General features: G+C 56.6%; 15 protein-coding genes. 9 read left to right on the top strand and 6 right to left on the bottom strand.

Going from position 1 to position 23,013, the window contains the following annotated elements; translation table 11 throughout:
- Positions 1-292: 292 nt before the first annotated feature.
- The gene (locus GSQ91_RS02610) at positions 293-1,600 is read left to right on the top strand and encodes an MFS transporter (RefSeq protein ID WP_158819704.1); all 1,308 of its coding nucleotides are present in this window, start codon (positions 293-295) and stop codon (positions 1,598-1,600) included.
- Positions 1,601-1,846: 246 nt separating this feature from the next.
- Here the strand turns inward: GSQ91_RS02610 and GSQ91_RS02605 are convergent, their stop codons facing one another.
- A complete protein-coding gene (locus tag GSQ91_RS02605) occupies positions 1,847-5,452 on the bottom strand; it encodes a TonB-dependent receptor (RefSeq protein WP_158819703.1) in 3,606 nt (1,201 codons plus the stop codon).
- A gap of 702 nt (positions 5,453-6,154) precedes the next feature.
- Here GSQ91_RS02605 and GSQ91_RS02600 point away from each other — a divergent pair.
- The 3 genes from GSQ91_RS02600 to GSQ91_RS02590 all read left to right on the top strand — a co-directional run bounded on the left by GSQ91_RS02600 (position 6,155) and on the right by GSQ91_RS02590 (position 10,187).
- Positions 6,155-6,736 carry a dihydrofolate reductase family protein gene (locus GSQ91_RS02600; protein ID WP_158819702.1) on the top strand — a complete coding sequence of 194 codons (582 nt, stop codon included), beginning with the start codon at positions 6,155-6,157 and terminating at the stop codon, positions 6,734-6,736.
- A gap of 285 nt (positions 6,737-7,021) precedes the next feature.
- Positions 7,022-7,426 carry a c-type cytochrome gene (locus GSQ91_RS02595; RefSeq protein ID WP_158819701.1) on the top strand — a complete coding sequence of 135 codons (405 nt, stop codon included), beginning with the start codon at positions 7,022-7,024 and terminating at the stop codon, positions 7,424-7,426.
- A 1,462-nt stretch (positions 7,427-8,888) separates the two neighbouring features.
- Complete coding sequence (locus GSQ91_RS02590; RefSeq protein WP_158819700.1) at positions 8,889-10,187, top strand: hypothetical protein; 1,299 nt, start codon at positions 8,889-8,891, stop codon at positions 10,185-10,187.
- 98 nt (positions 10,188-10,285) lie between these two features.
- Here the strand turns inward: GSQ91_RS02590 and GSQ91_RS02585 are convergent, their stop codons facing one another.
- The 5 genes from GSQ91_RS02585 to GSQ91_RS02565 all read right to left on the bottom strand — a co-directional run bounded on the left by GSQ91_RS02585 (position 10,286) and on the right by GSQ91_RS02565 (position 15,387).
- Entirely contained in the window at positions 10,286-10,741 is a 456-nt protein-coding gene (locus GSQ91_RS02585; RefSeq protein WP_158819699.1) for a DUF5615 family PIN-like protein, read from the bottom strand.
- A gap of 124 nt (positions 10,742-10,865) precedes the next feature.
- Entirely contained in the window at positions 10,866-12,392 is a 1,527-nt protein-coding gene (locus GSQ91_RS02580; RefSeq protein WP_158819698.1) for a hypothetical protein, read from the bottom strand.
- A gap of 269 nt (positions 12,393-12,661) precedes the next feature.
- Positions 12,662-14,281, bottom strand: coding sequence for a DUF3300 domain-containing protein (locus GSQ91_RS02575; RefSeq protein WP_158819697.1), 1,620 nt, complete (start codon positions 14,279-14,281; stop codon positions 12,662-12,664).
- A gap of 321 nt (positions 14,282-14,602) precedes the next feature.
- Positions 14,603-15,031 (bottom strand): SRPBCC domain-containing protein, encoded by a 429-nt coding sequence (locus GSQ91_RS02570; RefSeq protein ID WP_158819696.1) that lies wholly within the window; start codon positions 15,029-15,031, stop codon positions 14,603-14,605.
- Positions 15,028-15,387, bottom strand: a complete 360-nt coding sequence (locus tag GSQ91_RS02565) for a helix-turn-helix transcriptional regulator (protein WP_158820077.1) — start codon at positions 15,385-15,387, stop codon at positions 15,028-15,030. The genes GSQ91_RS02570 and GSQ91_RS02565 overlap by 4 nt, the downstream gene beginning before the upstream one ends.
- 93 nt (positions 15,388-15,480) lie before the next feature.
- Between GSQ91_RS02565 and GSQ91_RS02560 the strand changes: the two genes are divergently transcribed.
- The 5 genes from GSQ91_RS02560 to GSQ91_RS02540 all read left to right on the top strand — a co-directional run bounded on the left by GSQ91_RS02560 (position 15,481) and on the right by GSQ91_RS02540 (position 22,923).
- Positions 15,481-16,119 carry an FMN-dependent NADH-azoreductase gene (locus GSQ91_RS02560; RefSeq protein WP_158819695.1) on the top strand — a complete coding sequence of 213 codons (639 nt, stop codon included), beginning with the start codon at positions 15,481-15,483 and terminating at the stop codon, positions 16,117-16,119.
- A 158-nt stretch (positions 16,120-16,277) separates the two neighbouring features.
- Positions 16,278-16,892 carry a 16S rRNA (guanine(527)-N(7))-methyltransferase RsmG gene (rsmG, locus tag GSQ91_RS02555; RefSeq protein WP_158819694.1) on the top strand — a complete coding sequence of 205 codons (615 nt, stop codon included), beginning with the start codon at positions 16,278-16,280 and terminating at the stop codon, positions 16,890-16,892.
- Between the two features lie 441 nt (positions 16,893-17,333).
- The gene (locus GSQ91_RS02550) at positions 17,334-18,233 is read left to right on the top strand and encodes a ParA family protein (protein ID WP_158819693.1); all 900 of its coding nucleotides are present in this window, start codon (positions 17,334-17,336) and stop codon (positions 18,231-18,233) included.
- A gap of 101 nt (positions 18,234-18,334) precedes the next feature.
- Complete coding sequence (locus tag GSQ91_RS02545; protein ID WP_158819692.1) at positions 18,335-19,264, top strand: ParB/RepB/Spo0J family partition protein; 930 nt, start codon at positions 18,335-18,337, stop codon at positions 19,262-19,264.
- A 113-nt stretch (positions 19,265-19,377) separates the two neighbouring features.
- The gene (locus GSQ91_RS02540; RefSeq protein WP_254064333.1) at positions 19,378-22,923 is read left to right on the top strand and encodes a TonB-dependent receptor; all 3,546 of its coding nucleotides are present in this window, start codon (positions 19,378-19,380) and stop codon (positions 22,921-22,923) included.
- The last annotated feature ends 90 nt before the right edge of the window (positions 22,924-23,013 follow it).

Below are 23,013 nucleotides of genomic sequence, written 5' to 3'. Positions count from 1 at the left end.
CTGTTCCTAACAGGACTTACGCATCTTTAGGACTTACACAAATCCGCAGAGCGGTACGGAGCCAGCCCCAAAGGGGCGGTATATCCCCGCCTGAGGCGCAAGCCCCTGACGCAGAGCGCGATTCAAATGTTTGTGGCGCGCTTTGCGTCTAAGCCCCAGGTGCGAGACTACACAATGAATCAAGGGCTGAAAGCCCGATATATCTCGTCCGCACCACTGAGAAATGTCGGACCTTCAAATGCGTTGTAGTCTTATCCGAGTCATCATTCAGAGCGCTACCGAGGAAAGTGACATGAGTGCGCACCGCCAAGGTAGCTTTTCCCAATTCCTCATCGTCTGGACCGGGCAAATGGTATCCGCGATTGGCAGCGGCTTGAGTGCATTCACGATGTGCGTATATGCCTTCCAGACCACGCATCTGGCAACCAGCTATGCGCTGATCATGCTCTGGGGCTTTCTGCCGCAGTTCCTTCTGACACCGATTGGCGGCGTGCTCGCGGATCGCTTCGACCGTCGATTGTTAATCGTGATCGCCGATTGCGGCGGCGCGGCAGGCGTACTTTTTATTCTCTTCATGATGTCCATCGGACATATTCAGCTCTGGCAGATTTACCTAGGCGTCGCGATCAGCTCGATCTTCGTCGCCGTCCATGCGCCGGCGTACAAAGCATCGATCACCGATTTCTTGCCGGCCGATGATTTTGCGAAGGCGAGCGGTCTCATCCAACTGGCCAGCTCTGCGCAGTTCCTGCTCTCACCCCTCATCGCCGGCATCTTGATGGGATTTCTCGATATCCGATACGTCCTCTTCATCGACATCATGACCTACGTCTTCGCCATCATCACGGTGATCATCGTCCGCCGCCAGATGGTTCCATTCGCGGCTAGGCAGGCGCCAGGCCGCTTCTTCGACGAGTTGCGCGAAGGCTTTCAAGCTACCGTCACGAACAAAGGCATACGTTGGCTCATCGGAATCACAGCGCTCGTCCTGTTCTACATCGGGCTGCTGCAAGCGCTCCTTGGGCCCATGATATTGTCGTTCACCAATGCCAGGACGATGGGAATCGCGCAGTCGGTGTGCGCGATCGGCATGCTCGTCAGCAGTCTTCTTATTGGCGTCGTCGGAGGGAAGAAGCACCTCGTCACGATCCTGTCATGCTCGTTGGGGCTGATGGGACTGTTCTTCTCTCTTCTCGGTCTTACAACAAACATCATCCTTTTCGTCATCCCGGGATTCCTCTTCTTCTTTGTCATTCCCTTCGTCAACATGAGCATCGACCTGTTGATCCGCAACAATATCGACAACAGCAAGCAGGGCCGCGTCTGGTCCTTTGTGTCCATCATCACGTACAGTGGCCTCGTCATCGCCTTTCTTGGCTCGGGGTTCCTGGCGGATCACGTGTTCAATCCTCTGTTTCTCATGCACGGAGCCCTTGCTGATTCGTTCCTCGGGCGCTTAGTGGGGACCGGCCCCGGACGTGGCATAGCCTTCGTCTTCGTCATGTCAGGCCTAGGTGTCCTTATACTGGCTTTCTTCGTGTTCCGCTCCAAGGAAATCAAGGGACTCGAAACCCAACCGATTAGCGCAACTCTGCAATAGATCCACAACATGCCCTGCAGCATCGACTCGTTCCTGCAGCAGGTACATAGGGCTCCCGTCAATGCTACGAAGCGACTTGTTTTCAGAGACGCTATCGCGACCCGCATACCGAGCGGAAATAAAGAGTCGGAACAATTGGCCTTTAGGCCCGGGGCCTCTTTCGCCTACCAACAAGGGCCTTGGGCCAGGATCTGAGTTGAATCAGGTCCGTCCGGCTCACCTTTCGCCTACATCGAACACCCTGCTTCACCACACTACTTTCGCGGAAAGCTGCATCTGTCGTGGCAGGTTGCTTTGTCCCGATGTGCCTCGTTCGATCAGGCCAAAGGTTGAGTCCTGCAGGTTACTGTCGGGCCCCGACCACAGCGGATGATTGAGCACATTGAAGGCTTCCACACGTACCTGTAGTTTAAGCCGGTCGACGAGCTCAAAATTCTTCGAGAGATTGGCATCGAACTGGTGCGTCCTGGGTTCACGAATTCCTGAATACACCGTATTCAGCTGCTCGCCGTAATTCGGCACCACCTGGAAGTTGGCTCCCGAAGAGCAGTTTCCGTCATAGTCATAGGGAATTTGTTGTAGTGAATAGACGCCAGTACTCTTGTTTTCCTGGTACTGCGTCGCACACGCTGCCACCATACGGATGTACCCGTCGTCTTTCTGAATGTGCGGCTTTACGTAGGCATTGAGGAGGTAGTTCGCGCCCGCTGGGACCACCCACGGCGCGCCTGTCTGATAGATGTATAAGCTGCCCAGCTCCCACCCGCCGAGAACGCCATCCACAACGCGATTCGTGTGAGACAGAAACGTACGGTTGCGTCCAACCGGCAGCAGATACACGCCGGAGAGCGTGATGCGATGGGTGTAATCATTCGCATCGATAGTTCTGATTGGAACGCGATACGTCTCATCTGCCCATCCACCCGAATCCATCAGCTTCGACCAGGTCCATGTGCCATGCAGGGTAAGAGAGTTGGTCCACCGGTGCACCGCAGTCACCTGAAGTGAGTTGTACCAGGTATGGGCATCATTGCGCTGGTACTCGGTGATACCACCGAACTCAGGAAATGGTTGAGTGTAGTTGAGGGCATTGATCGTTGTGGAAGTGTAATCACTGCTCCCCTGAAATCCGTTGATGCCCAGAAATGGGTTGGGAACATTATTGTTGCTGCATACCTCGTTTCGCCCACCCATCTGCGGATTGCACGGGATCCAGGCCGCTGCGTTTTGATGGTTGATATTGTCGCTGCTGTCGCCGTTGTAGAGGCGGGACCCGACATAGGCGATGTTCACGACATCGTTTTTCAGAAACTGTTGCTCAATGCCCACGGAGTAATACCAGAAGCTCGGAATCTGATAATGCGGATTGAGAAACCACGGCCCCTGGCCCAGCATCTCCAGACCACCGAGGGAAGACCCTGTTGGCTGAACAACAGAGTCATAGGGATTATTAATCGGATTGGCAAGATTCGGGTACGTGCTGCCCGGCCGGCTAGGATCGTTGGCCTGATAATTCGTGACCGCGCTGTATCCGAAGGTCGACGGAGCGTTTTGCGGGGCCCGCATCGATTCGCCAAAGCCGGCGCGCAGCACCCTTTTATCGTCCAGAGCAAACGCAAGACCGACGCGCGGTTGAATATCGTCTTTCGTAAGCGGATACGTGCTGCGCGGATTCCCATTGACTCCCAGGTACGTGACAGCGCCAAGAATCTGGCCATAGCCGGGAACTGAGACCTCGGAGTTGATGGGATTGACCGCCGTCGTGCTGAAAGCATAATTGCCGCGGTTATGCCGCTCAGTCTCCGATGGCACAAAGTCCCAGCGCAGCCCCAGATTCAGTGTCAGCCTCCGAGTGATCTTCCAGTCGTCCTGAATATAAGGAGCCCAGTAGTGCGACGACCAGAACGTATTCACATTGATGGTATTGGTGCCGGAGGTCGGATTTCCCAGCAGAAGCGAGGCAATGGAATTGCCGCTGGCCGCATCCCAGGAGCCGCACGAGCCGCAGTTGGTCTGTGTCCAGGTGCGGTCCACCCAGAAGTTATTGCCGCCGGACACGACCTGGTCGATCGACTGCATGAAGCGCGCATCCAGGCCGGCATGGAGTACATGCTTGCCCTTGATCCACGTGACCGAAGGATACAAAGAAAGCGAGTGGCTGATCGTCTGGCTGTTGCCGGTGTTACCGAGGCCGGCAAATTCACTGATATCGAAATAAGGGAACTCAATCGCTGCCTGTTGTCCCATCTGGGCAACCTGCTCAGCGCTCCATCCCAGGCTCGTCGGATTGAAGAGAGGCCCTTCGTAGCTGTAATCGGCTCTCACGGAAAGACCAGCGCGAAAGTCGAACAGCAGCGTGGGACTGAAGGTGTGCGTCTCTTCCGCAATGAAGGTTTGGCTGCGCTCTCCGTGGGGCAGTTGCCCCTCCTGTGCCGGACTGGTAAAGCCGTCGTAACTGCGGTTCTCCACCCGCTCCCAGTATCCATAATCCAGACTGAAACGGTCTTTTGCGGAAAAATTATGGTCCAACTTCCCCAGCACATTGCGATAACGATCAAGGTCGGGCGCTGCAGCGGTGTAATTGTTGGCAAAGGGATTGGCGCCCGCAGCCGTAATCGTATTCGGCGCCGGATAGTTGGACAGTATCTTCTGCGCCATCGCATTGATGCGCGATGCAGGAATGATATTTGCCGCCGCAGTCGGGTTAATCGTATCTGTCGGACCAAAGGGAACGCGAGTCCATGTCCCCTGTGCATTTTGCGAGATGTTCTCCGGATCCAGAAGACTGATCGGAGCATATTGCGAGCCGGTGTAGTAGACCAGATTGGTAAAGTTGCCGTTCAGCCACTGCGGGCTGGGAACCGAAACGGTCACCGTATTTGGCTCGACCTCGTGGAAGTTTTCATACTGCATCGTAAAAAAGGTCTTGTCCCGGCCATTGTAGAGTTTGGGCAGAATGACCGGTCCATCCAACTCCGCACCATACTGGTCCCACTTCATCTTCGGAGTGGAGTACGGTGTGGTGTTCGTGCCAGGAGTGGCTTGACCGATGTCATAGTCGTTTTGCCAGCTATTGGCATCGAGCCAGGTCCTGCGGGCATACTCGTACACGTCTCCATGCAGTTGGTTCGTGCCCGACTTCAGGATCACGTCCTCTACGCCGCCGGCCATCAGCCCATACTGGGCATCGTAGGGAGTGGTGATGATTTTGAACTCCCGTACCGAGTCCACCGGAGGAACATAAGCGATCTTCGCCGCGCCGGTATTGTTGATGCTGGATGTCGTGTTCGGAACACCATCGATCATCAACTCCACATTTCCTGCACCGCCGCCATTGATCGAGAGGTTCTGCTGGGTGTCGTCGAATGGCCGCTGGTATTGGATAGAACCGGTCCACACCGCACCGGCCGATAGGATAGAAAGCATCCCCGGATCGCGCCCATTCAACGGCAACTCTGTCACACGGGTGTTCTCGGTTACCTCGCCCATATCGGCTTTCCCGAAGTCCACCAATGCCGCATCGGCGTTTACGGTCAATGTCTCAGTAGCGCCACCTGCGTGAAGAGTGAAGTCGATGACCGCTGTTTGAGCAACTTCCAGGGTGATGTCGATCTTGTTTTCTCTTTTAAAACCAGGAGCCTGGGCAGACACCGAATAATGCCCGGGCGCCAGATAGGGAACCGTATAAACGCCCGAACTGGTGCTTGTTGTGGGCGTGTTCACGCCGGTGTCCTGGTTGAGAACGATGATTCGCGCTTTGGCAATCACTGCTCCGGATAAATCGGTGACACGTCCGGTGAATGTAGCGTTCTGTGCATACAACACCGTTGAGAACGCGCTAGCAACCAACATCAGGGTTAAGCTTCTCCACTTCATAGGTCCACTCCCTTTCCGTTTCGCGTGCAGTGAATATCCAGTGGAAACAAAGGGCAGCGACTTCTTCTCTGTCCCCTGGCTCCGGCCACTGGCGTTCGACCACCGACACGCAGGTAAACGCTTACCCACGTAACCGTTTACATTTGGACGGCAAGGTATCTGATCCACTAGAGGACAGTCAAGTTCAAAAGTGAAACTGTTTAAACTGGGGACAAAAGGAACACCCGGCGACGAGGGTCTCTCGCAGCAGTACGTGTCATGCCCGTCAGCCCATCCCTCTATCCGCCGCTTAGGACAGATCCCAAAAGAGTGTAGAAAAGGATTGCCGTCGCTTCTGCTTTTGCTTTTCTGGTTGTCATTCCGAGCGCCGCCGAGGGAACCTGCTTCCTCCCGTTCTTCGTTCGCGTCGCCCAGAAAATCATGGGTAAGGACCAACCCGGTGGGTTCTCTTCTGGAAGGCCGCTGAGCTATGAGCGACAACGACTCCCTATGGCTATGGCTATAGACAAAGGGGAAGAACAATGTCTGCTTCCAAACAAAAGGACCGGGGGCGAAATAAAATTCTCGACCGTTTGTAGAAATCTGTTTCGACTGTTCGTCGTCATAGTGAAGGCCTGAGATTAGCCAGCCTGCAGACCAACAGAATAGAAACTCCAACCCCAAAACAAGGAGACTCAAATGAGAAAGCTCAAAATCATCGAACACATCTCGCTGGATGGCGTGATCCAGCACACCTCCGATAACGACAAATTCCCCTACATCGACTGGAACGCGCCCTATCGGACCCCCGCTGGCCGGGATGCACTCTTCGCCGCATGTGGCGGGAGCTTCGATGTGCTGCTTGGCCGTCGCGCCTACGACATCTTGTCCGGCTTCTGGCCAAAGGCTCCGAGCAGTCCGATGGCGGACGCTCTCAATGCGGGAACTAAATATGTCGCGACCCACCGTCCGGAAAGCCTTGCATGGGGCCCATTCGAGGGCGTTGGACCGGACCTCGTCGAGGGCGTTCGCCGCATCAAGTCGCAGGACGGCCCAGACCTTATCCTCTGGGGAAGCTCCACGCTGACATCGACGCTGCTCGAACATGGGCTTGCCGATGAGGTCCTCCTGTTCGTCTATCCGGTGCTGTTGGGAACGGGGAAGCGCTTCTTTGCGGAGGGAACCCCGGCACGCTCCTTCGACCTCGTCAGCTCGAAAGCTTTGCCCTCAGGCATCGTTATCAATGCCTACAAGATCGCCGGGCCTTTGAAGACCGCATAATTCGGTTGAGTGGCTGACACCAGCCACCCACACGTACCCTCCATCCTCTGGGTGCCCCATTCATGACGGCCTCATCGTCATGAGTGGGCTGCGACATTGTTCTGGCCTTTGCCTTTGCTCTTGTTTTTCTGGTTTGTCATTCCGAGCGCAGCGAGCGAACCTGCTTTCTCCCGTTCTTCGTTCGCGTTCCCAAGAAGATCGTGTGTAAGAGAAACAATAAAGCTTCCCCACGGAACCACTTCAGGCATATACTCCCGCACGACAATACAGGAGCTAAAGACTCGTATGCTGAAGTTACTTTTGGCCCTTTCGTCGTTCTGCCTGTTCTCGTTCACGGCACAGGAACCTGCCGCACCTGCCGCTCCGGCGAGCATTCCCCCTGAAGCGGCTCATATGGTGAATCCGGTAAAGCCCACAGCCGAATCGCAGGCGCACGCGAAAAAGATGTACGGCTATGACTGCGCTATGTGCCATGGAGCGAACGGCAACGGCAAAGGCGAGCTGGTTGCCGATATGAAGTTGACCCTTAAGGACTACACCGATTCAGCGGCCCTGAAAGACCTGTCCGACGGAGAACTCTTTTACATCATCAAGAACGGCAAAGGACAGATGCCCGGGGAAGGTGACCGGGAAAAAACCGAAGACCTATGGAACATGGTGATCTTAGTGCGCTCCTTTGCCAGGAAGTAATGCGATAGAGCAGTTCCCGTATAGGGGAATAGCGAGCCACGGGTCTATACGCTGTTTTTCCCCAAGAAAAACAGCACTCGCAGGGATTCTCCACTTCACATCAATACGGGAACTGCTCTAGCAGGCCAGGGCCATGACGCAGAGCGCGCGTCACAAATGTATCGACCACGCTCTGCATCAGGGATTGTGGGTCTGAAGCTCGTTTCGCAAATGAGAAGACAGGCAAAGAAGATCGTCGAACGGAAGGATATTGTTTGTTTTTCGCCGTCATCCTGAGCCATAGGCGAAGGACCCCGCATTCGTGGTGGCACTGATGCAAAGCGCATCACAAACATTGGTAGCATCTCGCTTTGCGTCTGTGGTGGCACTGATGCAAAGCGCATCACAAACATTGGCAGCATCTCGCTTTGCGTCTGTGGTGGCACGAATGCCTGGTGCCCCATTCATGCACGTTCTTTGCGCATGAGTGGGCAGCTACCTGATGTACGGTGCAGTCGGCTTGAGACCCGAGCTTTTTTTGGCTACCAACAAACGGTCCGGAACTGAAGCCCAATGTCACTCACTTTCAACTGAAACAGCAGTTGTATTTAAGAACCACCCCATACCTGTCATTTCGACCGACCAACGGGAGCGGAGAACCCCCTTGATGCAGAGCGTGATGCAAATGTTCGTACCGCGCTCTGCCTCAAGAAACCTCAGCATTTCGTGGATGCTTGCGTTACCAAAGGTGACAGATCGGCCTACGATGTCTTTCACTTATTTTGTGGCGAATGATCTCATCTTCTTGGAGCGCAGGGACTCAAACGGCCACGGGTACAAGCCCCAAAGGGGCGATATATCTCGGTTGCGCAACAGGCCGCGCTATACCCTTAGCCAAGGGTTCCTGCACCCCATTAATGCAGAGCGAGATGCAACTATCTGTGGCGCTCTTTGCGTCACCACCCTGCCTTGTAAAGGCCTATCCCTTTACGCCATTGGAAAGTAAGTGCCATTAGCCTAAAGGCCTCTGCTACTCCGGCCCATGACGCTGAAGCGTCACAGTTGGCGCTTCACGCTGTGCGAGCGACACTTGCCTCGCTGTCCCACTCATGCGCAAAGAACGCGCATGAACGGGGCACCCAAATGGTGCGAGATACGCATGGACCACCCGCCTCTTGGAACAGCCTGACCCTGCCTAGGCGCGGCAGAGGTCTGTCGAGATCACTTCCCGCATGCCGACTTACTAGTTACTTATGATCAAAACGCGCGGCTGCTAAACCGCCAGCAACTTCTAGGCATCCACACGTAAATGAGAAAAACATCATAATCTGTTTCGACACCCGGAGCGGAACACTTTGAAACCTACGTTTCCTGTCCCTAGTTTCCCTTGGTGCCCCGTCTATCTCTAATTCTCCCTAAGGTGGGCTTCGATCCACACCAAACGGACTCCTATAATTGAAATAGGAGACTTCAAGTTGTAGCAATGGATCGCGCTCAGATCGCAAAGATCATCGGTGAGTTGATTGCCTTGGAGGGAGATATCACGTCCACGCTGGCGGCAGACGCAGTGAAAATTCACTCTGCTTCTATGAACGTCGGGCGTTCTTGGAGCGGTTCAACGCTCGGGCACCACGCGGAGATGTATTACGAGCACTTTCAGAGACCTCCACATGGGCGCGAATTCAACGCCGAGTGGGGAACACAGATGGGATGGCCTCACGGCTGGTTTATACCAACTGTTGAGGAGACAGAAGCAGAAATCAGGCGCATTAGCGGCGTTGATCTTGCGGCTTGGAAGGAAAAATACCAGGTCATGGTGCCGAAGCCCCGCGACTTGCGGGATGCTTTGGTTGTGGAGATTCCAACCAAAAACACCAACTCAGATCCGCGGTTCACAACGATCGCCTCAAACATTGAGGCAGCCACGTTCGATGACTCCCATTCAAAAGAGTATTTGCGGCAACAGATCAACGCACACAGAGCATCGGTCTCTAGGGACATGCGTGCTATCACTGCGGGAGGAGTTGCAATTCCAACTCATCTGTACTACGACGCGCTGGTCAAAGGTTTGCAGCATACTCAGAAGAACCTCAGTGAACTGACAAAGAACACACGGTTGCTCTTAAGATTTATCGATGCCAACGAAAAATCGAACACTGCGATAATGAACGCAGAGGCACAGACGATGATGCAAGACTTGGCAAATGATCCTCTCATCCTACGGAAGGCGGATGGGACCATTCACAACTTTCGCGGACAGGCAACCGGCAACTCGGTAATTACGTTTCAATCCGACTTGCCTTGCGTAGAGGGTGACATCGTGGAACGCTTCCTACCGAGTGGACAGACTGACAAATGGGAGATTATAGACACCGGCTTTCACAGCGGTCATTTTGGGATTCCTGCAAACTATCAAATGAAGGTTCGAAAGGTAACGGATCGCGTTCCAAATTCACACGCAGGCTCCGTCACGAACATTTATAACGTCAACGGCCCAAATGCCCGATTTAACAGTCAATCAGTCGATCAGTCGCACAATGTCGTCAGCGTGGGCGAAGGCGAGCTGTTCCAAAAACTCAAGGAAGCGATTCAGGCGGCTCAGCCTGATACGACTGATCGAGAGCAATTGCTATCGGCGGTTGATGAGATGAGCGCACACGCGGGAAAGTCAACCTTCGCCGAGAAGTTTCAAAACTTCATGGCACTCGCTTCTAGTTGTGTTACCGTCATCACGCCATTCCTACCGGCTTTGGCTACTCTCGCAGCTTCAGTACAACACTGATCGTCAACGATTAGAGCAAACACCGCTGCCACCACCACAACCAAGTGGAATAGCAAAGTCGGAATGATGAAATGGCAAGTCCGTCACCCGTACGCGCGTCAACCCTTCTCGTCCTCAAATTTGCAGTATGGGCATCTCGGCAATCTCGTCACCACTGCACGAGCTTCCTTTGAAATCACGACTTTCAGGCATAAGTCACTCACTTCTTTCCAGCCGATTGAGCGGCCCTCAAACCTCAGAGTGCTAGTTGCATCTGCGAGCGCCTTCTCCTGTACGAACTTCTCTGAAGGGACCACGATCACTAGTCCGTGAACCTGAGTACAACCCTTCGCCTTCTTCGACGTGGAGGCGATGTGCTCCGGCACTTCCTTTTCAAAATTACGAGCGTTATTCGTCACGATGATGCAGCCGCGCTCCGATGCTGCTTCGACAATCTCCCCATCAGAGCTACGCTGCGACAGCCCCACATCCTCCAGCATCAACACTTGCTTGCTGGGAAAGGATTGGGCGAGATGCCGCACGTCGTGATCGAGTAGGAACTTGAACGATGCCATGTCCGATAAATGTAGTCTGCGCTCGGCCTTCGGCAACGCCTGGGATGGTACGAAGCCCCGGCAATCATGCCGCCGTTTATTGAGCGCGAGGGCACGTCTGCCTGAGCGTTCCCGGCTCACATTGTTAGTTGTCGCACTGAATCTCTTTCGCCCCGTCCCTATAGTGTTGTTTCGCGTTCTCGATCAACACGTCCCTAAGGCTACTCGAGAACCGCAACATGTTCGGCGCACCTGACTGCGCGGTGTTATCGTCCACCTGCGAAGGAAACTTCAGGTAAGAGCCATGTACCCGATAGCAAGCGTACTTCTCGCCTGTGCCTGCATGCCTAAAGGTGAAGCGAAAGACGAAGAATGTTCTGAAAATCTCGTCCAGCTTCTCAGGGCTAAGGGCATTCATGGTTTCTTGCGAATACGGAAGGTCATTCCAGTGAGCCATCTTCGTCAGATCGAACTGATCGTGTTCGCCGGGATTCAATACCTTCGTTCTGACTTGAAAAGCAGCGCTCCAATAGTTCGAGCTAGTCACTTGGGGAGGCGTGTCATCCGTCTTTCCCGGAGTTGGATGCTCTTTGTCGACGATATGAGTGGAGGTGTCAATCTGAACATTGCGAATAGGCACTTTGCCCACGTTCATAACTCTTGCTGTGGCATTACTGAAGACTTCTATCTGCACGAACGGCGGCAACGTATTGTCTATCGGCTGGACGGTAATCGGGGCCTTCGGCTGGAATACTAGCTGCTGCGACTGCCCCTTTGACTCAGGCTGAGCGGGTTCATTTTTTACAACAGGCTGAAGCACCGCTGCGACCGTCTTCGGCCAAATCTTCCACCCAAAGAGCGCAATGAATCCCCACACCACAATAAGAGCCGGAATCTTTAGCTTCCATCGTCGGACGAAGTGATGCACAGGATAGATGACCAGCAACACCATCACGCAGGTAGTCCCGCCCGCCCAGATGGGAGTCTTTTCCATCCACATCAGCACTACTGCCATCAGGACTGAAATACAGCAGAGGGCGACTGCAAGCCGGTCGCTAGATGTCCATCCCTGTTTCTCAGGTGTCTCTGGAGGCGGTAGTGGTGCGCCGGTTTGAATCGTATTTGAAGAGTTGTCAGTAGAGCCGACATTGACACGCGCGTTCGGCCCGGTCGCCGTGTAATTGTGTGTATGACTCACGATTGAGGGCTGAGACCCGGGAGACGGCGCAGCGTCCTTCAGGCGAGCCATCCTCAAGCGATTCTTTGCATTCGATAACGCTATTGTGTCTGCGGTCCCTAAGCGAGAGCGGTACATCTCCCGCATCGAACGAACATTTGTCACCGTCATACCAGGCGGCCTTGCTGCATTCTGTGCAGTTTTCAGACTTTCAAGATGTTGAACTATCTCCGCTTCTAGCGCCGAGTCGATCTTGATTTTCAGCTCAGCCAACGTATCGAGATAAATCTCCACGTGAGCCGTCATCCGCTTATTGATGAAGCGTTCGATAGCTTCGATGTCCCGCTGCACACGCACGCTGGAGCTAGAAAGCCCCTTGGCCGCCAACTCACCGGCCACTTCTCTACGGTCTGCATTCATCTCGCGGATGAGCTGATCGTCTTTGGTGGCTGTAGTGGAACGTATGTGCTGTTGAACTTCGTTCGGCAACGGCATGCGTATCAGGATATGCGCGATACGACTGCAAGGGAACGGCCCACCTTACAGTTGCCGCCGGATTGCTCCTCACAAACGCACTTCTGTTGATTAGCATCTTCAGCACATCCTTTACACGTCGGGAGGAGTGAAGGTGGCGTGGAGGGTAGAAGTCGGACCGACGATCATCCAGAGTTAGGCCACTCCGCAAGCCGCAAAGAACAACTACGTCGCAGCAACGTGATCGTGCAATACCCACCGCGCAAAGAAAAAGGAATAGTGCGACCTCCCTATCTCCTGCCTCTTGATCTACCACCACCCGAACCCCTGGAACCCTTCGGCTCTTTGAACTTCGGTGCCTTAGGTTCTTTGAACTTCGGCTCCCTGAACTTCGGGCTGCTCATCTTAGGTTCTTTGAAGCTCGACTCCCTCGAGCCGAAGCTCGGTTCTTTCGAGCCGCCACCCCTCGACTCTGCAAACGACCCCATCGGTTGCCGGTAGGCCTGCTGCATCGGTGCACGATAAGCCTGCTGGGCAGGGGCCCGGTAGGACTGTCCCGCGCCACCGCCTCGGTTCGCTTCGCCGCCTCGGTTATAGACATCCGGCCCATACGCCAGACGGCCAGCGTTGGGCGCCCCCTGCATCCTGGCCATCGGCCCCGGCTGCCGATTCATCGCCTCCATCTGCTGCGGCCTTTCCAGGTTGCTGTGCCCGAATTCGTTGCTGTGCCCGAATCCCTGCCCCGCAAATCCCTGCCCGCCCACTCCTGTCCGGCCGTACTGTCCCGCGTAGTTACTGCGCTGCATCTGCGCGTTCCGTCCTCCCCACCTATACCGCGCATCCACGGGATACCCTGCAAACGCGTGGATTCCGCCTCCGTGTATCCCCCAGTTCGCGACCGTCGTGCTGTGCGAGTAGTACGTCGAGTGGTTGTAGAAGATCGCATTCCCCAGCCAGTTCAGCGCCCAGCTCAGTAGTCCGAACGGTGTATGGACCCACGCCGTCTGCGCCAGCCCCGCTCCAAAGTGCACCAGCCCCGACCCGAAGGTCGACCCGAAGAACTGCCCCAGCACCCCAATCAAAGAGAACCTCGAGTACGGTGTCACCGGCGCGCCATAGACCGCCCACGGGTTATACGCCGGCACATAGACCACCTCCGGATTCACCGGCGCAATCGCAATCGCGCCCTGCGTACCGGTCACCTGTTCCTGTGCAGTGCTCTGCAGGTTCCCCGCCTGCTGCGCCCGATCGCGCATCACCTGAATGGCCTCCATCACATCCTGCGGCTGGTTGTAATACGCATTGCCCAGGTCGTTCATCCAGGGCTGGTTCCCGTCCATCTCCGCCAGCACCTGCGGAAACGCTGTCAGCCCCTTCACACTCGGGTCCCAGCTCTGAGCGTCCGCCCCTCCCGCAATGTCGTACGCAGAGGCTCCCGCCTGCATCCTTAACCACTGGTCCGCCGCGGCCACCTGCCCCGGATACATGGAAGCCGCCAGCACCTGGGCCACCAGCGCATCCGGATATAGCGCAAGCGGCGCTACAAGTTGCTCCAGTTGACCGGCGTTAAACCCGCCTCCCTGTTGCCCGGTTCCGGACTGCCCATATCCCGGCTGCGAATATTGATTCGAATATTGTGGCTGGGAGTACTGTGGCTGCCCCTGATATTGCGGCTGTGCCTGATAACCCGCCTGATATCCCGGTTGTTGATATCCCTGTTGTGGATACTGGGCCGAATACTGCGGCTGGCCATATCCCGGTTGCCCTGCATAGTTCGGGGAATTCGGATAGCCTGTTGGAGAACCGGGATACCCCTGAGAGTACGTCTGTGCCATCACGGCACCCGGCACCGCCAACACTCCCAGCAACAAACCGTACGTCGCATTGGTAGGCAAAGATCGCAGCCTCATGACTGCTCCTGTCTGCATCCGCCTGATGTTCGCGGAAACGCAAGCCCGGGCTGCCACGTACGCCTGCCTGGCTTTACTCTTTCATCCTTAACAACCCCGTTCCGGGCGACAGGTTGCGTTCCGCTCCTCCGGGTTTCAACGGACTGCTGCCAATACTACAGTTTTACTGACAGGCCAGCCCCCAAACGCCTGTCATTTCGACCGACCAACGGGAGCGGAGAAACCTCAGCATTTCGCGAATGCCTACATGACCAAAGAAGCCAAATAGGGCGCTTTGGCCCGTACTGGCTCCTTCTCTGTGGAAAGTAAGTGGCATTAGGCTTACCCCGACACCAGATGCACACCCAGCTTCTCCAGAATCTCTCCCCATCCTTCTGCAAGCTGCTCGGTCGAGTGCTCCCGCGGAAACCGTTCATGCGTCAGCACCAACTCGCACTCTTCCTCATGCCGTTGAAGCTCGACAGTAACCAGCGTCTCCTGCTCATTCCACCGCGACGACACCCACGTAAACATCAGCTTCGAAGGCCGATTCAGCACTCGAAACTCGCCCGTATTCACGACCTCCACACCCACCCCGGTCATCACGATGCGGAAGCGCCCGCCCACACGCGTCTCCATCGTCACCTCGCAACTCGTCACCGGCCCGGGACACATCCATCGCCGCATCCCCTCCGCATCGAGCCACGCATCGAAGACCTCTTCGCACGTTGCCGGCAGCCTCTTGCGCACCACCACCGTCTGGCCGCTCATCTGCCGCCTCGCTTCCGCTTCTCGATCAGGTGCTCTTCAAGAGCCTCCATGCGATCGTTCCAGAACTCCGTGTAGAACGTCATCCACTTCATCGCGTCCGCAAATCGTTCCGCATGCAGCCGGCAGGAGTGCTCACGCCCTCGAATCTCACGCCGCACCAGCCCCGCCCGCTCCAGCGTCTTGATGTGTTTGGAGACCGCATTCAAACTCATCGCATACGGCGCCGCCAGTTGACTCACGGTCAGCGAGCCGTCGCGCAGCCTGTCCAGCATCGATCTCCGCGTCGCATCCGCAACCGCACTGAAGACTGCATCCAGAACCTCTGCTTCACCTTGCCGCCTGGCGGCCGAGGACATTCTCATGCCGTCAGTATAATTCAACCCTAAGGTTGACTATCAACCAAAAGGTTGAATAATATCCTCTCAGCAACACCAAGGAGAGAACCCCCAATGCCTACCCTGCTTCACATCGACTCCAGCCTCATGGGCGAAGCCTCCCTCTCGCACCAACTCACCCAAGAGTTTGCCCAGCAGTGGCGCAACGCCAACCCTCAAGGAAGGGTCATCGCTCGCGACCTCGCCAAAATCGAGATTCCCGTCATCGACGCCGCGTGGGTCTTCGCCAACCAGACTCCCAGGCCATCGCGCACACCCGAGCAGAACAATCTTCTGGCACTCTCAACCGAGTTCATCCAGGAGCTGTTCGACGCCGACGAATACGTCCTCGGTGTCCCCATGTACAACTGGGGCACCTCCTCCAGCTTCAAGCTGTGGCTCGACCAGACGCTGCGGTTCGGAGAGACCCTCCTCCATACCCCCTCCGGTCCAAAGGGCACCCTCGACCAGAAACGAGCCACCTTCATCATGACCGCCGGCGCCGCCTACACTCCCGGCTCACCGAGCGCCGCCCTTAACTATCTAGAGCCCTGGCCGCGAACCTACTTCAGCTATCTCGGCATCCAGTCCATGCAGTTCCTCCTCGCCGACGGCGAGATCAACGTCCTGCAGGGCAAGATCGACCGGCAATCCTTTCTGGCCCCCCACCTCGAAACCATCCAATCCCTCTTCGCACCAGCTTTGTCCGTATAAGTGAATCCAAAATCCGGACTCCCACGAAACCGGGTGCCCCATCTTCGGCGCGCTCTTTGCGCCTAAGGTGGGCATCGGGCGAAGCCCGACCGCTCCCGCCCATTTAGGCCTTACCTATCTCCAAACTCCCACCTCCCGTGGTCTACACTCAAAAGCGCATGCCCACCCTGAGCGAAACCCAAATCGCCGAACTCCTCGGCCCCTATATCGACGCAACGGCCCCTGAATCCCCGATCTATGGGAAGCTAGGCCAATATCTGGACCTCCTCCTCCGCTGGAACGCCCGTACCAACCTTACAGCCATCCGCGAGCCGGAAGAGATCGTTCGCCGCCACTTCGGGGAGAGCCTCTTCGCGGCAAAGCATCTAGCGAGCCGGTTGTCCCCAGAGGCGACGCTGCTGGACTTCGGCTCCGGAGCCGGATTCCCGGGGCTACCGATTCAGCTGTGGCTACCGAACCTCCGCGTCACACTGGCCGAGTCCCAGGGAAAGAAGGCCTCCTTCCTCCGCGAAGCGGTTCGGACACTGGGCCTGAAGACCGAGGTATGGTCATCCCGCGTAGAGTCAATGCCCGCCGAGCGCCAGTTCGAAGCCGTAACCCTCCGAGCGGTAGACCGCATGCAGGAGGCCCTGGCCGCCGCCCGCCCCAGAGTAGCGCAGGGGGGATGGCTGGTAACCCTCTCCGCAACCCCCTCCTTAATAGAGGATGTGGAGCAGATCCCCGTCCCGGGCTCCGGCGAAGGCTGGCTAACCATGGAGCGAGTCTCAGCCTAACCAAATTGTTCCACGTGGAACAATTTGAAGACCTCGAACTCAAGAATGTTCCACGTGGAACATTCTTCTTCCTACATTCCCCAAAGCTGTCATCTCGACCGGAGGCGCGCCTTTGCGCCGTAGCGGAAAGACCCCTGTATTTTGCCTAGGGCTACATCACTGCTATGGGGCAACCACCGAACCGGGTGCCCCATCTTCGGCGTGGCTTTATCGCGCCTAAGGTGGGCATCGGGCGAAGCCCGACCGCTCCGGCCCATCTTCATCCGCTACCCCAGAATGTTCCACGTGGAACATTCTGTGATTTACGTCATCCTCCAACACCATCTCCACCACGTTCCGCCACAATCCTGATAGCGAACAAATCCCTACCCAAGAGATACCCACCAATGTTCCACGTGGAACATCCCCCTCCACATCTGCTAGGCTGAATCTCGCTACCTCATGTCCACTGAACCCGAAACCCCCAAAGAAGCGCCCGAGTCGAACACGAAAGTCATCGCCATCGTCAACCAGAAGGGCGGCGTCGGCAAGACCACGACTGCTATCAATCTGGCCGCCTCGCTGGCGCTCGAAGGCATACGCACTCTCCTGATCGATTGCGACCCCCAGGCCAACACCACCGGGGGCCTCGGCCTCTCCCGCGATGAAGAGCGCGTGTCGATCTACGATGTCCTCGTCGGCGATACGGAGGCGAAAGACGCCATTCTCCCTACGGAGCTCGACAACCTGAGCCTCATTCCGGGCACCAAGAACATGATTGGCGCGAATCTTGAGCTGGTCACCGCCGATCGCCGCGAGTTCCGGCTCCGCGACGCCCTCGAGCCGATCCGCAACGCCTACACCTTTATCCTGCTCGACTGCCCCCCAGCCCTCGATCTCCTGACCTTGAACGCCCTGGTCGCCTCCGACGGTCTGCTCGTCCCCATGCAGGCCGAGTACTTCGCGCTGGAAGGCATCTCCGAACTCATGTCCACGCTCGACCGCGTCGCCGACGCCTTCAACTCCGGCTTAGCGCTCGAAGGCGTACTCCTGACCATGTTCGACGACCGCACCAACCTCTCGCAGCAGGTCCGTACCAACCTCAAAGAGTTCTTCACGGATAAGCTCTACACCACGTTCATCCCGCGCAACATCCGCCTAGCCGAAGCACCCAGCCACGGCAAACCAGCGGTGATCTACGATCCGGCCTGCCGCGGCTCGGAAGCCTATCGCGAACTCGGCCTGGAACTGCTCAAGCGCAACGGCATCAAGATCAAAAAGAAACAGAAGTCAGTCCCGAACTTCAGCACACTCGAAAGCATCGGCGAGTCCAAACGCTATTGGCCGTTTAGAAAATCGTAGTATCCAGCGGCCAAAGCCACTGGGCAGCATGCCTGTCCTAAAGCGCAGTCTTCGACGGCGCTTAGGACAGGCCGGACTTTAATCTCAAGCAGGAATCAACTATGTCAACATCCCATCAGAACGACCCCAAGCGTCGGGCCCTCGGTAAAGGCCTGGAGTCTCTGCTGCCCTCGCGGCCATCGGCCCCTGTTGCGCCCAGCCCCGCGAAGGCCATCCCGGCAGTAGTGCATGGCACACCGCTGGAGATCGACGTTGACCTGATCGACCGCAACGAATTCCAGACGCGCACCCACTTCGACGAGGCCAAGCTCGAAGAACTCGCAAGCTCTATCGCCGCCACCGGCGTGGTCCAGCCGATCGTCGTGCGGCCCGGCAACAATGGACGCTACCGACTCATCATGGGCGAGCGGCGGCTGTTAGCCAGCAAGAAGGCGGGCAAGAGCACGATCCCAGCCATCGTGCGCGATGTGTCCAACGTGCAGGCGATGGAGATGACCATCGTCGAGAACCTGCAGCGCGCCGACCTGAACCCCATGGAGCAGGCTCGCGCCTACGAACGCCTCAGCCGCGACTTCCATATGACCCAGGAACAGATGGCGACCCGCACCGGCAAAGACCGTGCATCCATATCTAACTTCCTTCGTTTGTTGAGGTTACCTGAATCCGTCCAGAAGAGCGTGGAAGCCGGCGAGCTTAGCTTTGGGCATGCCCGGGTACTTTTAGGCCTGGATTCACCGGAAGCCATCGCGGCCGCCGCGCAGAAGGTGCTGGCGCTGCATCTCTCTGTGCGCATGACGGAGAACTACGTGCAGGGGATCATGAATCCGGAGTCGAAGGCCAAGTCTGACAAGCCGGTAGTAGCGGTCGACCCCAATGTGCGCGAAGCTCAGGAGCAGCTACGTCGTTCGCTCGGGCTGAAGGTCAGCATCGAGGATAAGAAGGGCCGCGGCCGAGTCATCATCGAGTACAGCGGGATCGAGGACTTCGATGCGATATTGACAGCCCTGGGAGATCGGGCATACAAAGCTTGAAGCTTTAGCAATCCAAACTCTGGCGATACAAAACGGTGCGAACAACAGCATTGCAACATAGCATTCATGTTGTCTTAAGCGTTTTGTAATGACCGCGACGGTATGGTTCCACCATGCTCAAGAAATTTCTGCCTTCTGCGTGTCGCGTAGTCCTGCTTTGTTTGTTTGCCTTTATCTGTACTCAGAGTCACGCTCAGTACGAGAACGGAAGCCTGGTAGGAACGATCACCGATGCTACCGGAGCTCCCATTCCGGGCGCTTCTGTCACGATTACCAATACGGCTACAGCGATCGCCACGCAGACCAAGACGAATGGTGCGGGCGACTATGACGCTCCGTCGCTGCGTGTCGGCGTCTACACCATTACAGCTTCGGCTTCAGGATTTTCCGATGCAGTCGCGCAGAACATTACCGTATCGGTTGGCGGCCGCCAGCACATCGACCTCTCGCTGAAGGTAGGCTCTGCACAGACCACGGTAGAAGTCAGCGACGTAGCACTGCAGATCGAGACCGAGACCAGCGAACGCGGACAGACGATCACTAACTATCAGAGCGCGGCGTTTCCGCTCGTGAGCCGCAACTACTCCGATCTTCTCGGCCTGATACCCGGATCGCGTCAGGCGCCGACCGCCGCAACGACCAGCTCCATCAACAGCCTGGTGCGCGCGGGTGCGTACAACATCAACGGCCAGCGCAGCATGTTCAACAACTTCCTGCTGGACGGCATGGACAACAATGCTTATGGCGAGAGTAACCAGGGCTTCGATAACCAGATCATCGCAGTGCCGCCAGACTCTGTAGCGCAGTTCCAGGTAGTGACCAACAACGAGAGCGCGGAGTTTGGCCGCTCATCCGGCGCAACGGTCAACGTAGCTTCGCAGAGCGGAACCAACAAATATCACGCGGCACTCTATGAGTTCATCCGCAACACAGATCTGAATGCAGCCGGCTTCTTCAAACCGACCACCATCGGCAGCGCCGGCAACATCACTCCTTTCAAAAAGCCGACCTTCAACCGCAACCAGTTCGGTATGAATTTTGGCGGCCCTATTATTAAGGACCGCCTCTTTTTCTTCCTCGACTACGAAGGCTTCCGCCAGACACTCAAGCCACTCAGTGTGTTGACGCTGCCTACGCAGAATGAATTGAATGGAATCCTCGCCGTCAACGTGCAGAATCCCCTTACAGGTCAGACCTATCAAAGTGGCACTCCCATCCCTGCCCAGGCCATCAACCCGCTTTCGCAGCAGGTGCTTGGCTTCTTCAAAGAACTCAGCTCAGGACTGCCGGTCTCTGGTGTGCCCACAACCGGTATCGCGTCCAACGACTATGCCGTTCAGGTGCCCTTTACCGACAACTCAGACAAGGGCGACCTGCGGTTGGACTATCAGCAGAACCCGAGCAGCTCGTGGTTTCTGCGCGTGAGCGACCGCAAGGAGACAGGCGTCAACTACCCCGCCATTCCTCTTCCTCTGGACGGCCAGACCAACGGCACCATCCGGGTTCTAGATCAACAGGTGGCCCTCGGGTACACCCATCTCTTCGGATCGAATAAGGTACTCGATGCACGCGTAGGCCTCTCGCGCACCAAGGCTGGCAAGTTCTCGCTGTCGATCGGCGACAACGCCTTCTCGATTCCCGGCCTGCCCTCGAATCCGGTTGTAGCAGGCGGCTTGCCTTCCATCTCCATCGGCGGCGGCTTTACGGCCTTCGGACGCCAGAGCACGAATCCTCAGTGGCAGGATCCCGCTCTGCTGGACCCCAAGGTGAACTACACCTGGGTAAAGGGCAACCACTCGCTGAAGTTCGGCTTTGAGTACGAACATATATGGATGGCGGTGAACGACAACAACCCGCTATACGGCTCGTACAGTTTCGCCACGGGATATAGCAACACTGGCGGTTCCGTAGTTGCAGACGACTACTGGGCAGACTTCCTGTTTGGCAACACCAACTCGTACTCTCTGGCCAACTACTATGTAACGCACCTGCGCCAGACAATGCTCAGCACCTACGCGCAGGACGACTGGAAGGCATCTTCCAAGCTGACGCTGAACATCGGTCTGCGCTGGGAGTACGGCTCACCCTACTCGGAGCAGCACAACGGGATATCCAACTTTGATCCTGTCTCACAATCGGTGCTGACCATCACACCAGGTGCGGTCGCAGGCAATGGCATCACGCCGTACTCCGGAGGCGGAGTCTATGGCAGTACGTTGATGAATCCCGACCTGACCGACTTCGCTCCGCGCGTAGGCTTTGCCTATGCGGTCGATCCGAAGACGGCAATTCGCGGCGGCTTCGGCATGAGCTATGTGCACTACACACGCGCCGGTTCGGGCGACATCCTGGGAATCAACGCACCCCAGGCCCAGTTCGCCGCAGTCACACAAAATGCTCCGACTGCAGCGTCGGGTGCGAATCCTCACTGCAACCCGCTGCCGGCCAACATCATCGCCGTTGGCACTACAACTCCAAGCTGCTTTGCGACAGCGGATCAGGGCTTCCCCTCGGCGCTGGTCACGACCTTCAACAAAGCCACCGACAACATTACCTGGGTTCCCAAGGACACCAAGGACAGCTACGTTGAGAGCTACTTCCTGAGCGTGCAGCGCACCCTGGGCAAGAACACTCTGCTGGACATCGCGTACGTCGGCAACCACGGCGTGAGATTGCAGGGCTTCCTCAACGGAAACCAACTGAACCCCTCTGTCATTACGGACGGCAAATTTACACGTCCCTTCGGGAACTGGCCTAGCGATATTACCGAAGCGCTGAATGAGTTCTATTCCCACTTCGATTCACTGCAGGCGAAGTATGAACAGCGCTTTGTGGCTGGGTTGACGCTGCTGAATACGTTCACGTGGGAGCACTCACTGGACAACGACAGCGCCTCTCTCGAAAGCAACACACCATCCCCACAAGACGCCAACAACATCAGGGGCGACTACGGACAATCGGACTACAACCTGCCGATCGCAAACGTCACCAGCCTGGTGTATGAACTGCCCTTCGGCCGTGGACGCCACTTCCTCGGCAGCAGCAATGCGATTACGGACAGCCTGCTGGGCGGATGGCAGATCAGCGCGATCAACACCATGCAGGCCGGCACGCCGTTCAACGTCACTTACTCTCCGAACGGCGCACAGGCACTCTCCCCGCAGATCTCGGCGACGTATCGCGGCGCTAACGAGTATCGTCCAGACCGCGTCCCCGGCCAGCCGGTCACGCAGGGCCGCGGCAACAGGGTCGCCAACACCGGCTACGTCAACTACATCAACCTCAAAGCCTTCGTCCTGCCTCCGATCAAGGATGGCGCTGGAAACTTGCTGAGCCCCTTCGGCAACGCCAGCCGCAATCCCGGACGCACGCCAGCCTTCTACCAGAGCGACCTCGCGCTCAACAAGAAGTTCAGCACTCCGATCGAAAGCCTGAAGGTAGAGTTCCGCACCGAGTTCTACAACATCTTCAACCACACCAACCTCTACCTGCCGGGCGGAATCAGCGGGACGCAAGGCACCACCCAGGGCATCTACGGTGTCGGCGGTACCGTGCCTGTCAGCAGCATCATCGGTGGAGCTCCAACCGCGAACACTGGTCAGGTCACCAGCACCTTCGAGCCGCGTGTCATTCAATTCGGCGTGAAGATCCTCTACTAAAACTCCAACTCCAAAGCCCCGCGCAGCGCACAGCAAATCGTGCACTGCGTGGGACTTTGTTTTCGTGGTCATCCTGAAGCGTAGCTGAAG

Origin of the sequence: Granulicella sp. S156 (genome assembly GCF_009766105.1) — a bacterium.
Taxonomy (GTDB): Bacteria; Acidobacteriota; Terriglobia; order Terriglobales; family Acidobacteriaceae; genus Granulicella.
The sequence above is the reverse complement of the archived record's forward strand: the minus strand, read 5'-3'. Positions and strand labels throughout refer to the sequence as shown.